Annotated in this window: 12 protein-coding genes; 3 read left to right on the forward strand and 9 right to left on the reverse strand. The window is 66.2% G+C overall.

Going from position 1 to position 12002, the window contains the following annotated elements:
* Positions 1 to 6 precede the first annotated feature (6 nt).
* The 3 genes from AC0L3X_RS25185 (at position 7) to AC0L3X_RS25195 (ending at position 1710) form a co-directional block, all read left to right on the forward strand.
* Entirely contained in the window at positions 7 to 843 is an 837-nt protein-coding gene (locus AC0L3X_RS25185) for an ATP-binding cassette domain-containing protein (RefSeq protein ID WP_063981197.1), read from the forward strand.
* A 32-nt stretch (positions 844 to 875) separates the two neighbouring features.
* Positions 876 to 1457: a flavin reductase family protein gene (locus AC0L3X_RS25190; RefSeq protein WP_063981198.1), complete on the forward strand. Its 582-nt coding sequence runs from the start codon at positions 876 to 878 to the stop codon at positions 1455 to 1457.
* Between the two features lie 97 nt (positions 1458 to 1554).
* Positions 1555 to 1710 (forward strand): hypothetical protein, encoded by a 156-nt coding sequence (locus AC0L3X_RS25195; RefSeq protein WP_028160973.1) that lies wholly within the window; start codon positions 1555 to 1557, stop codon positions 1708 to 1710.
* Positions 1711 to 1879: 169 nt separating this feature from the next.
* Here AC0L3X_RS25195 and AC0L3X_RS25200 read toward each other — a convergent pair whose 3' ends face one another.
* The 9 genes from AC0L3X_RS25200 to AC0L3X_RS25240 form a co-directional block, all read right to left on the reverse strand.
* Positions 1880 to 3028, reverse strand: a complete 1149-nt coding sequence (locus AC0L3X_RS25200) for a M20 family metallopeptidase (protein WP_063981199.1) — start codon at positions 3026 to 3028, stop codon at positions 1880 to 1882.
* Positions 3029 to 3409: 381 nt separating this feature from the next.
* Positions 3410 to 4795, reverse strand: a complete 1386-nt coding sequence (flbD, locus tag AC0L3X_RS25205; RefSeq protein WP_028153246.1) for a sigma-54-dependent transcriptional regulator FlbD — start codon at positions 4793 to 4795, stop codon at positions 3410 to 3412.
* Between the two features lie 51 nt (positions 4796 to 4846).
* Positions 4847 to 5197 (reverse strand): flagellar motor switch protein FliN, encoded by a 351-nt coding sequence (gene fliN, locus AC0L3X_RS25210; protein ID WP_018318401.1) that lies wholly within the window; start codon positions 5195 to 5197, stop codon positions 4847 to 4849.
* A 3-nt stretch (positions 5198 to 5200) separates the two neighbouring features.
* Positions 5201 to 5824 carry a FliH/SctL family protein gene (locus tag AC0L3X_RS25215; protein ID WP_063981200.1) on the reverse strand — a complete coding sequence of 208 codons (624 nt, stop codon included), beginning with the start codon at positions 5822 to 5824 and terminating at the stop codon, positions 5201 to 5203.
* On the reverse strand, positions 5824 to 6915 hold the full coding sequence (fliG, locus tag AC0L3X_RS25220; protein ID WP_028153248.1) for a flagellar motor switch protein FliG: 1092 nt from the start codon (positions 6913 to 6915) through the stop codon (positions 5824 to 5826). The genes AC0L3X_RS25215 and fliG overlap by 1 nt, the downstream gene beginning before the upstream one ends.
* 17 nt (positions 6916 to 6932) lie before the next feature.
* Positions 6933 to 8543: a flagellar basal-body MS-ring/collar protein FliF gene (gene fliF, locus AC0L3X_RS25225; RefSeq protein ID WP_166080900.1), complete on the reverse strand. Its 1611-nt coding sequence runs from the start codon at positions 8541 to 8543 to the stop codon at positions 6933 to 6935.
* 188 nt (positions 8544 to 8731) lie between these two features.
* Entirely contained in the window at positions 8732 to 9007 is a 276-nt protein-coding gene (sciP, locus tag AC0L3X_RS25230) for a CtrA inhibitor SciP (protein WP_002714638.1), read from the reverse strand.
* 372 nt (positions 9008 to 9379) lie between these two features.
* Positions 9380 to 10087 carry a flagellar hook assembly protein FlgD gene (locus AC0L3X_RS25235; RefSeq protein WP_063981202.1) on the reverse strand — a complete coding sequence of 236 codons (708 nt, stop codon included), beginning with the start codon at positions 10085 to 10087 and terminating at the stop codon, positions 9380 to 9382.
* A gap of 13 nt (positions 10088 to 10100) precedes the next feature.
* The gene (locus tag AC0L3X_RS25240) at positions 10101 to 11663 is read right to left on the reverse strand and encodes a flagellar hook-length control protein FliK (RefSeq protein WP_063981203.1); all 1563 of its coding nucleotides are present in this window, start codon (positions 11661 to 11663) and stop codon (positions 10101 to 10103) included.
* Between the last annotated feature and the right edge of the window lie 339 nt (positions 11664 to 12002).

Here is a 12002-nt window from a genome sequence, read left to right on the forward strand (position 1 = left end):
AGTGACATGCAGACAGCTCTTCGTACGGCCCTTCCCGAAACCGAGCTCGCCAGCCGCGCCAATTTCGTGCCGCAGGCACGCGTCGTGCGCGAGGAGCGCCCGGCGCAGACGACAGGCCTGCCGCTCAGCATCCGTGGCTTGCGCAAATCCTACGGCGACAACGAGGTGCTGCGCGGCATCGACCTGCACATTCCCGCCGGCCAGTTCGTCGCCATCGTCGGCAAGAGCGGTTGCGGCAAGAGCACGCTCTTGCGGCTGATCGCCGGCCTGGAAAAGTTCGAGGCCGGCAGCATCAGCTTCGGCCAGGATGTCCAGCCCGAGGACATCCGCGTGATGTTCCAGGAGCCGCGGCTGCTGCCCTGGGCGAGGGTGCTCTCCAATGTCGAGGTCGGTCTCGGCCGTAATCGCTCATCCAGTGATGCGCATGCGCGCGCCGAGAAGGCGCTGACCGAGGTTGGGCTGACCGACAAGCGTGATCAGTGGCCGTCGGTGCTGTCGGGCGGCCAGAAGCAGCGCGTTGCGCTCGCCCGTGCGCTGGTCTCCCATCCGCGTGTGCTCGCCTTCGACGAGCCGCTCGGCGCGCTGGACGCGCTGACCCGCATCTCGATGCAGCGGCTGCTGGAGCGGGTCTGGCGCGACCAGGGCTTTACCGCGATCCTGGTGACCCACGACGTCGCCGAGGCCGTCGCGCTGGCCGACCGGGTCCTGGTGATCGACGAGGGCCGGATTGCCCACGATGTTACGGTTAACACCGCCCGGCCGCGCGAACGCGGCTCCGCCGAGCTCGCAAGCCTCGAAGGCTCGATCCTGAGCCATCTTTTGTCGGCGGACGATCGTACCTAGATACAGGGGAACCCCGCTTCGGGGACCATGCCATGAATGTAGTGCCTCGCGATCTCATGACTGAAACTGCCGTCTCGTCCGCCGATTTCCGCGGCGCCATGCGCCACCTCACCGGCGGCGTCAGCGTCATCACCGCCGGGCGGGGCAAGGACATTACCGGCATGACGGTGACCTCGGTGACCTCGCTGGCGGTCGATCCGCCGACGCTGCTGGTCAGCATCAACCGCGATGCCTCGTCCTTCCCGCTGATCCGCCGCTACGGCGCCTTCGGCGTCAACATCCTCGCGGCTGACCAGCTGGACGTCGCCGAGCGTTTTGCCGGCAAGGGCGGGCTGAAGGGGGCCGATCGCTTTGCGGGCAGCCAGTGGGTCACCGCGGTCTCGGGCGTTCCGCTGCTGGTCGGTGCATTGTCCGCGGTCGATTGCGAGGTCGAGGAGATCGTCGAGCGCCACTCGCATGGCATCGTCATCGGCCGCGTCAGCAGCGTCAGGAATTCGACCCGCAATGCTGCACTGGCCTATTGGCACGGCCAGTACGTGGCGGTCGACCAGGACGAAGACGCGGCGAGGCTCGCCGAGGTCAGCGTTCCCGCCCGCGGCCTGCGCGGCGTTTGATCGCTGCGCTAGGGTGGGCCGCAGGCTGGCCTTTTCCCCGTCATCGCTCTAGAAGCGCCCTGAGCCGCCCCGTCCGGGACGGCCATGGAGCGGAACAATGAAGCGCGTCGCCACCTGGGCCTTCTACGCCATCGGCGCGCTCGCGATCGGCTACCTCGCGCTCTACGCCTATGCGATGTTCAGCGGCCAGCCGATCGTGCCGGGCGACCCCATCCACATCTTCCGCAAGCCGGACGCGCCGAGTTATTCGTGACGGCTCTCTCGACTCGTCATTGCCGGGCTTGACCCGGCCATCCACGTGCAACCACGAATGACGAGTCTCGTAGGGTGGGCAAAGGCGCTCTTGCGCCGTGCCCACCATCTATCCGCGACGACCGAATTGGTGGGCACGCTTCGCTTTGCCCACCCTACGACAGCTTCGCTCACCCCCGCAAAATCGCCAGCGCCAGCGCCTGGGCGCGCGGCACGATGCTGTCGAGCTCGAGATATTCCTCCGGCGTGTGCGCGAGCCCGCCGACCGGCCCGAGGCCGCAGATGGTCGGCGTGCCGACTGCGGCGGTGAAGCCGGAATCGGCGCAGCCGCCTGAAAACTCGCCCTGGAGCGTGGCGAGGCCGACCTGCTTTGCGGCCGCTTGATAGCATTCGAACAGCGCCTTCGACTCCGCGCTCTGCACCACCGGCACGAACTCGCCCTTCACCGTGAGCGTCGCGCTGGTACCCGGAACGTAGGACGTCGCGATGATGGTCTCGATCGCCGCCATGATCCTCGCACGATCCGCCGGATCGACGTAGCGCAGGTCGATCTGGCCCTCGGCTGAGGGCGCCGTGGTGTTCACGGACTGCCCGCCCGAGACGAGACCGACATTCAGCGTGATGCCCTTGTCGAGATCAGTCAGCGCGTGGATATGGACGATCTTGTGCGCGAGCTCGCCGATCGCACTGATGCCCGCGGCGAAATTGGCACCGGAATGCGCGGCTTTGCCGGTGATGGCAAAGTGCATGAAGATGCCGCCCTTGCGGCCGGTGACGATGTTGCCGGTCGGCCGCCCCGGTTCGGAATTGAACACGGCGCGTGCGGCGCGTCCCTCGCGCTCGATCACCGGGCGCGAAGAGGGCGAGCCGATCTCCTCGTCCGAGGTGATCAGTACCTTGATCGGATGCGGGCTGCCGCCGAACTTGTGGAAGGCGGTCGCCACAAAGATGTTCATCACGACGCCGGACTTCATGTCGGCAACGCCGGGTCCATAGGCGCGTTTGCCCTCGATCGTGAACGGACGCCGCCCGGCCTCGCCCTTGCCGAACACGGTGTCGCGGTGGCCCATCAACAGCACCGGCTTCTCGTTGCTGCCGGGTTTGGCGACATCGGCATGGATCGCATCGCCGAAGGTGGCGTTGCTCTCGCGCCGGAACGGAATGCCGTGCTCGGCAAAATGCCGCTCGAACCGCGCACCGACCGCATCGACGCCTTCCTTGTCGTAGGATCCGGAATCGATGTTCACGACATCGCGCAGCAGATCGATCATCGCCTGCCGCTGCGACGCCAGCCAGTCCGTGATTTGAGCTTCCGACATGTGTATCCTCGCGTGGTTCTAGGGCTGTGCTTATAGGGCCTCGCGTAGGCGCGACCTAGTCGCCGGATGCGGTGCGGCCATGTGATAGGTCCCGTAACCCGGATGGAGCGAAGCGAAATCCGGGAATCCCGATCGCGGAGCTAACCCCGGATTGCGCTTCGCTCCATCCGGGCTACGAGATCTCTTACCGTCATCCTGAGGTGCCCGCGAAGCGGGCCTCGAAGGACGACGGCCCGGCTGTGGCCGTGCATCCTTCGAGGCTCCCCATGGGACGCGTTGCGTCCCATGCCTCGCACCTCAGGATGACGGAGTTAGCGTACGTCGCAAATGAAAATGCCCGGGGCTGGCCCGGGCATCTTCGTTCTCAACCAGCGTGGAGACCTACGCCCCCACCATCGGCATCCGCGGATATTCGCCCGGCGTTCCCGCCGGCGTGATCGGGATGCCGCCGTCGGAATATTCGTTGAGCTTGTTGCGCAGCGTGCGGATCGAGATGCCGAGGATGTTGGCGGCATGGGTCCGGTTGCCGAGGCAGTGCTTCAGCGTCTCCAGGATCAGGTCGCGCTCGACGTCGGCGACGGTGCGCCCCACCAGCGCCCTCGTCACCTGCTCGGCGGCCATGGTCGCATGCGCCACGGCCGGGGCGGTCTTGGCGAGGTCGAGGCGGTCGCCGTCGGGTGTGAGGATCGCGTCGGGGCCGATCTCGTCGCCCTGCGCCATCAGCACCGAGCGGTGCATGGTGTTTTCGAGCTCGCGGACGTTGCCCTGCCAGCGGTTGGTGGAGAGCACGCGGCGCGCGTCCGCGGAGATCGGGCGCACCGGCACGCCGTTGGCTTCGGCATATTTCTTCACGAAATGCTGGGCGAGCTCGAGGATGTCGAGGGGACGCTCGCGCAGCGGCGGGATCTTCAGATTGACGACGTTGAGGCGGAACAGCAGATCCTCGCGGAACGTGCCTTCGCGCACGGCTTCCGCCAGGTTGCGGTTCGAGGTCGCGATGATGCGGATGTCCACCGGCACCGGCTTGGTGCCGCCGACGCGGTCGATCACGCGCTCCTGGATCGCGCGCAGCAGCTTCGATTGCAGGCGGACGTCCATCTCCGAGATTTCGTCGAGCAGCAGCGTGCCGCCGGTCGCTTCCTCGAACTTGCCGATGCGGCGCGCGATCGCGCCGGTGAAGGCACCCTTCTCGTGGCCGAACAGTTCGGATTCCAGCAGATGCTCGGGGATCGCGGCGCAGTTGATCGAGATGAACGGCCGCTTGGCGCGGGCCGAGCGGGTGTGGACGTAGCGGGCCAGCACTTCCTTGCCGGTGCCGGATTCGCCGGTGACCATCACCGAGGCGTCGGAGCCCGCGATCTGCTGGGCGAGCTTGATCACCTTGGCCATCGCCTCGTCGCGATAGACCAGCTCGCGGGAATCGTTGGCGACGGCGGCCAGCACCGCGGCGATCAGCTCTGGATCCGGCGGCAGCGGGATGTATTCCTTGGCGCCGGCGTGGATCGCGGCGACCGCGGCGCGGGCGTCGTTGGTGATGCCGCAGGCGACGATCGGCGCGTGGATGTGCTCGGCCTCGAGCCGCATCACGAGGTCACGGATGTCGAGGGCGACGTCGACCAGCAGGAGGTCAGCGCCCTTGCCGCCGCGCAGCACGCGCATCGCCTGCTCGTGATCCTCGGCGTGGGTCACGGTGGCGCCGTTCTCCATCGCGATCTTGGTGGCGGTGGTGAGCTGGCCCTTCAATGTGCCAACGATGAGAAGCCGCATGTCAGTCTCCTGTCCGTCTGGTCGCGCTGCCGCGCGTCATTCCTTGCGCTACTAGCTGCGTTCGGTCTTGATGATTTCGGTCATGGTCACGCCGAGCTTGTCCTCGACCAGGACGACTTCACCGCGGGCGACCAGCTTGTTGTTGACGTAGATGTCGATGGCCTCGCCGACGCGGCGGTCGAGCTCGAGCACGGTGCCGGGCCCGAGCTTCAACAGCTCGCTGACGTCCATCTTGGAGCGGCCGAGCACGGCCGAGACCTGCACCGGCACGTCGAACACGGCTTCGAGGTCGGCGGCGGCGCGCGCCGCATATTCGTCCTCGTTGTAGCCGACGTCCGTACCGGTCGGCGGCATCGGGCCGTTGAGATCGGGCAGCGGGACCTGTCCGTCGGTGTCGCTCATGGCTTAGCTCCCCCTGCGGGACGCGATATAGCGTCCGACCATTTCGTCGATCTTGGCCACGATGGCGCCGCGCTCCAGCACGACGCCGCCGTCGGCCCATTCGATCCGGCAGTCGCCGGTGGCGATATCGGGTTCGGCCAGGATCACCAGCCGGCCCTCGAAGCCGCTCTGCTTGGCGAGCCGCTCCATCTTCTCGCGCGCGCTGTCGTAGAGCGCGTCGTTGATGCGCACGACGAGATGCGGCGTCGCGACCAGGTGCGAGAAGCAGTCCTTGACCAGCGCCATGATCTCGCCGAGCGGTTCGGCAGCGACCAGATCGGCGCACAGCTTGCGCGCCACCGCCACCGCCACGTCGACCGCCTCGGTCTCCATCTTGGTCTCGATGTTGCCGATGCCGGCGGCGACGCCGCGGACACCGATGTTGATCTCTTCCATGGCGAGCGCGACGCGGCGGTCGCTCTCGGCCTTGGCTTCGCGCTGGCCGGCGGCAAAGCCGTCCTGATAGGCGCGCGCCTCGGCTTCCGCGATCTTCTGGGCGATCTCGGCGGCGGTCGCAGCCTTCTCGCGCGGAGACCGCTCCGGCGCTGCGAAGTCGGTGTCGAACAGAAATTTTGCCGGGGCGCCCATCAGTACACCAGCTCGTCGTCGGCGCGGTTCTTGGTCAGCATGATCTCACCCTTGGCGGCGAGGTCTTTTGCGAGGTTGACCAGCAGCGCCTGGGCCTCGTCGACGTCGCGCAGGCGGACCGGGCCCATCGCCGCCATGTCGTCCTGGAGCATCTTGGCCGCGCGCGAGGACATGTTGCCGAAGAAGAAGTTGCGGACGTCCTCGTTGGCGCTCTTGAGCGCGACGCCGAGCTTGTCCTTGTCGACATTGCGCATCAGGGTCTGGGCCGAGCCGGAATCCAGCTTCACGAGGTCGTCGAAGGTGAACATCAGCGCCTTGATGCGCTCCGCCGATTCGCGGTTGTCCTCTTCGAGCGAGGTGATGAAGCGGGTTTCCGTCTGGCGGTCGAAATTGTTGAAGATTTCCGCCATCACCTCATGGGCGTCGCGGCGGCGGGTCTGCGACAGGTTGGACATGAATTCGGTGCGCAGCGTCTTCTCCACGCTCTCGATCACCTCCTTCTGCACCGCCTCCATCTTCAGCATGCGGTTGACGACGTCGAGCGCGAGCTCCTCGGGGAAGATGCCGAGCACGCGCGCGGCGTGTTCCGGCTTCAGCTTCGACAGCACGACCGCGATGGTCTGCGGATATTCGTTCTTGAGGTAGTTGGCGAGGACCTCTTCCTGCACGTTGGAGAGCTTTTCCCACATGTTGCGGCCGGCGGGGCCGCGGATCTCGTCCATGATGCCGTTGACGCGCTCCGGTGGCAGGTACTGCTGCAGCAGCCGCTCGGTGGCGTCGAAATTGCCCATCAGCGCGCCGGAAGCCGACATGCGCGAGACGAATTCGAGCAGCATGTCCTCGACCGTGTCGACCTCGACGGTGCCGAGCGTCGACATTTCCAGCGAGAGCTGGCGGACCTCGTCGTCGTCGAGCATCGACCAGATCTTGCCGCCATATTGCTCGCCCAGCGCCAGCATCAGGATCGCGGCGCGCTTGGGACCCGTCACCGCTTCGGTCTTGCCGCCCGCGCGGCTGCCCTGGCGGGCACCGAGCGTCGAGATCACGCTGGTGATGTCGTTGGAGTTGGCGTTTTGCAGGTTGCCGGCCATGTCAGTTCACTTCTCGATTATTTCGCGGGTTCGGTCAGCCATTGGCGGATGATGGCGACGGTTTCGTTGGGGTTGCGCTCGGCGAGCTCGCCGACGCGATGGACGGACTGGGCATGGACCTGGCCCTGAATGGTGGCGACGTCGATCGCGCTCGCGGCGCCGCCCGGCAGCAGCGCCTGCCCGGCAGGCGCGGCCTCCTCCGAAGCGGCGGGGCCGGCGAGGGCGCCGGAGATCGCGGCGGCGACCTCCTCGGAGGCGAGGATGCGCTTGACCAGCGGGCGGATCACCAGGAACAGCACGACCAGGCCGAGCAGCATCATCACGCCGAGCTCGACGAAGTACATGACGTCGTCCTTGGTGAACTGGAGCATGCCAAGGAAGCCGGAGGGCTCGGCGATCGGGGCGGTGGAGGGGGCGTCGGCAAAGCGCAGGTTGACGACCTCGACCTGGTCGCCGCGCTTCTGGTCGAAGCCGATCGCCGAGCGCACCAGGGTGGCGATGCGGTCGAGCTGTTCCTTGGTGCGGTCCGTGTAGGCGAGCTCGCCCTTGTCGTTCTTGGAATAGATGCCGTCGACCAGCACGGCGACCGAGATGCGGTTGACCCGGCCGGCCTCGGTCACCTCGGTCTTGGTGGTGCGGGAGATCTCGTAATTGTTGGTCTCTTCGGTCTTCTTGCTCTGGTCCTTCGCCGTCGGACCGCTGTTCTGCTGGCTGCCGGGCAGCTCGTTGTTGACGGTGACCTGGCCATTGTTGTCGGCGGTGAGACTGCTCTCTTCCCGGGTCTGGCTCGAGCGCAGCACGCGGCCCTCGGGATCGAACTTGTCCGAGGTCTGGGTGATCTTGTTGAAGTCGAAATCGGCGGAGAGCTGGACGCGGGCGCGGCCGGAGCCGACCACGGAGGAGACGATGTCCTCGACCTGCTTGCGGATCCGCTTCTCGAAGGCGGTGCGGCGCTCGTCGCCGACCGCCTGCTCCGGATCGGTCGCGGCGCCGTCGGCGAGCAACGAGCCGGCCTCGTCAACGATCGAGACGCGCTGCGGCTTCAGCCCGTTGACGGCGGAGGCGACGAGGTGACGGATGGCGCGGATCTGCTGGGCCTCGAGCGAGCCGCGGACCCGAACCACGATCGAGGCCGACGGCTCCGGCGCCTCGCGCGAGAACAGCGGGCGCTCGGGCAGCACGAGGTGGACGCGGGCGGCCTGGATGCGGTCGATGGCGCGGATGGTGCGGGCGAGCTCGCCTTCGAGTGCGCGGAGATGGTTGATGTTCTGGACGAAAGAGGTGGTGCCGAGCGCATCCGACTTGTCGAACACTTCGTAGCCGACGCCGCCGCCCTTGGGCAGGCCGCCCTCGGCGAGCTTCATCCGCAGGCGGGTGACCTTGTCCTTGGGCACCATGATGATGCTGCCTTCATTGCGCAGCTCGAACTGGATGCCCTGTCGCTCCAAATCCTTGATAATGCCCGAAGAATCCTCGACCGAGAGGTCGGTGAACAGCGTCGTCATCTGCGGCGTGGTCACGCGCATGATGACGAACGCGAAGAAGCCGATGAGCGCGGCGGTGACCGCGATCATCGCCCCGAACCGGGCGGCGCCGATACCCTTCAAAAAGTCCGCAAGACCTTGCAAGCAACCGCCCCGAAGCTTCGACCCGCAACCGAGCGGTCGACTGGGCAATTATTGCCTAGGTGATGGTTTCGATATGGTTAACGAAGGTTAAGAGCTGGGACAAAAGTCGCGCCAAAAGGAAACATGAAAAAAATCGGCCTCGCGGTGCGAGGCCGATTTTCGTCAAAAGCTGCAGATTTCCGGATCGCTTACTGGCGATATTGCTGGATGCGGGTGGTGCGAAGACCCGCCAGACCGTGCTGGTCGATGGAAAACTGCCAGGAGAGGAATTCGTCGACCGTCAGGGTATAACGGCTGCAGGCCTCCTCGAGGGAGAGAAGTCCGCCACGCACAGCGGCGACGACTTCGGCCTTGCGGCGGATGACCCAGCGTTTGGTGCCGGGTGCGGGCAGATCTGCGATCGTCAGCGGACTGCCGTCCGGCCCGATGACGTATTTTACCCTCGGGCGATGGGGTTCTGTCATGGCGTACTCACAAACTCTCAACCACTGAACTCACGCCGTAACCCTACGCGTGCGGGCTTAAAAATCCGCTAAGCCTAAGGCTTCAATACAATTCTCGTTGAAAATGGCTGGAACACAGCCGGCCCGGAGGGCTGGACACCATGATCCGAGCCGTCCGAGCGGGGTCTTCGTAAATACTTTACTAACGAATGGAGCCAGCGAAGCCCCAACTGTCGTCCCGGGGCGCGCGTAGCGCGAGCCCGGGACCCATAACCCCAGGGAGTAATTTGACGACGACTCGGGGTTACGGTCTCACGCGAAAACGACGTCCTGTGGTGATGGATCCCCTGAGTTCGCGGGGATCACATCTCGTGCGCGGCGAGGCGCGCGCCTTTAGTTGCTGCTGGTGGCGATGATGCTCTTCACCTGGCTCAGGGTGTAGCTGGCACCGTCGATGGTGAGCAGCGGCGGCGACTGGGTCAGGTCGACGGACGACACCACGCCCTGCACCTGCGCGGCGATGCCGACGTTGTTGTTCGCGACATCCTTACCCGTCGCCGTGATCGTGTACTTGCCGTCCGGCCATTGCGTGCCGTCATTGCCCATTCCGTTCCAGGTGAAGGGAATGTCGGTGCCGGCGGCGGCGGTATATTTGCCGGTGAACACGGTCTGGCCGGTGGAATTGGCAACGGTGATGTCGACGGTCGAGTCGCTGGGTACGTTGAGATGCCAGGTCGCCGACGACTTCGTCATGGTCGCGGTCGAGCCGTCGACCAGCGCGGTCTTGCCGACGAAGCCCAGCGCCTGGGTCGCCTGCGTGGTCTGCTGCAGGGTGACGAGCTGGGACAGCGAGTCATTCGTCTTGAGCTGCTGCTCGACGCCGGCGAACTGCACCAGCTGCTGGGTAAACTGGTTGGTGTCGAGCGGATCGAGCGGGTTCTGGTTCTGCAGCTGCGTCGTCAGCAGCGTCAGGAAGGTCTGGAAGTTGCCGGCCAGCGTCGATCCCGTGCTCGAGCTCAGCGAGTTCGACGAGGACGACTTCGGGACGTCGGTGGTCCCGGAGACGGGCGTCGGGGCGGTGGCGGCATTCGTGGTGGTCATGTTCGAATACTCCTCACACTCTGATGTCGACGCCGCTGCTCGATCCGAGCATGCGGCCGTAGCCGCGCCCGACGGGCGCCGCAGCAACGGTGTCGTCTTCGCTGATGATCAGCCGGCGGGCATTGCCGCCATTGTCGTTGTTCTGGCCGGAATTCTGGCCCGATGAATTCTGGTCGCGCAGGCTGAAGGACAGCCCGTTGCTGCCGGTCTTGAGGCCGGCATCGTCGAGCGCGCGCTGCAATTGCGGCGCGTCCTGCCGCAGCATCTGCAACGTCTCCGGCTTCTCGACGGTGAGATGCGAGGTGACCTGGCCGTTGCGGTCGACATTGATGCGGACGTCGATGCGGCCGAGGTCGATCGGATCGAGGCTGATGTCGAACCGCGTCTTGCCGGCGCGCGCGGCCGCGGCGATCTCGACCGGCACGCCGCTGATCGGCACGGGCGTGGAATTTGCCGCGGTCGCGGTGAGCGTCGCGGTCGATGCGGTGGCGGCCGACGTCGTGTTGGTCAGCGGCGCCTGGATGGTGGAGGCGGCCTGCGCGCTGGTGTCGGTCGTGGGCACTGCGGCCTGCGTGCCGGCATGCGCGTGTGTGGTTGCCGTCGCCGGCGTTGCGTCGGAGCGGTCGGAGGCGCCGGTCTTCGCGTCGGCCGGGTTCGCCTCGGCCTGCGGCTTGGCGGCTTGCCCATGCGCGGTCGTCGCCGCGGTTTGCGTGGCGTTCGCCTTGCCCGCGTCCTGGCCGATATTGGAGACGTCGCTTTCGCGTTGCGCGGTCGCGACGGCCTTGAACGAAGGCTTCGGCGTGCCCTGGTCCACTGCGGCGACCAAGCCGCCATTGGTCTTGGCATCGGTCGCGGTGCCGTCGGTCGTGCCGGTGGCGGCATCGCCCAGCGTTGTCGTCGTGTCGGTATCGACCTTGGCACCCGCGGTCTTGGCGCTCTTGTCGCTCGCCGTGGCAGTGTCGGTCTTGCCGCCTGCGATCTGCGCCGCGGTGGAGGCGCTGGCGGCGATGCCGGCTGCCGCAATCGTCAGCGGCGAGGCGGCGGCATCGCCGGCCTGGCTCGCGGCCGCGTTCGGATCGACCGGCACCACGGGCGGGGCCACCAGGATGGCGTTCGGATCGGGCACGGCGACCTGCGTCGCGTCGGGCTGCACGGCGGCATCGACGGTGGCGGCAACGGTGCCGTCGGTCTTGTCGCCCTTGGTGCCGTCGGATTTCTCCGACGATTTCGCGTCGGAGGTCTCGGACTTGTCCTTGGTCGGCTTGGCCGGATCGGCCGTCGCGTCGTTCGCGGTGGGGGCCGATGTGTCGGTGTCGTCGTTCGCCTTGCTCTGCGAGGGCTGGTCGGTCGCGGCGGTATCGCGCGGGCCCTTGTCTGGGGCGGACGACGACTCGGTCCGGCGCGGCGCGGTGTCCTGCGGCGGCGCGTTGTTGCTGATCGCCTGGGTGTTGCTGTCGACCAGCGAGCCGAAGGAGTCGTTGCTACACGTGTCCTTGGAGCTCTGCGACCGGGCAGGCTTTTGCTGCGCGCTCTGGACTTGCACGCTGGCTGCTACGTCTGACGCCCGACCGACCACGGAAAACCTCTTGGAAACATCTTCGGCATAGAGGTAGCAAGGAGCGGGCCAGCTTCCTGGAGATCTATTTTATCTAGCAAAATCAATTAATTGGGTGATTTTCGCCGCCGCCGCGAGGAACGCAAGAGCCCCGCCATTTCTGCCTCCCCGGCAAGAATTGCCCTAAGCGGCCGCCCGCGTGATTGCTTCACCGGAATGCGGCCTATATTAAAGAGCTGCTCTCAGCCGCTTTCGACCGGGCAGTCGTGCCCCCGGGGGAACCAAAGTTCCCGGGGAGCGTCGATGTCCCGCCGGAAGCCGAAGAATGTCCAAGTCATCGCGGATCGCGAACGCCGCCGT

The sequence above is a fragment of the Bradyrhizobium sp. MI1.7 genome, from assembly GCF_055811795.1.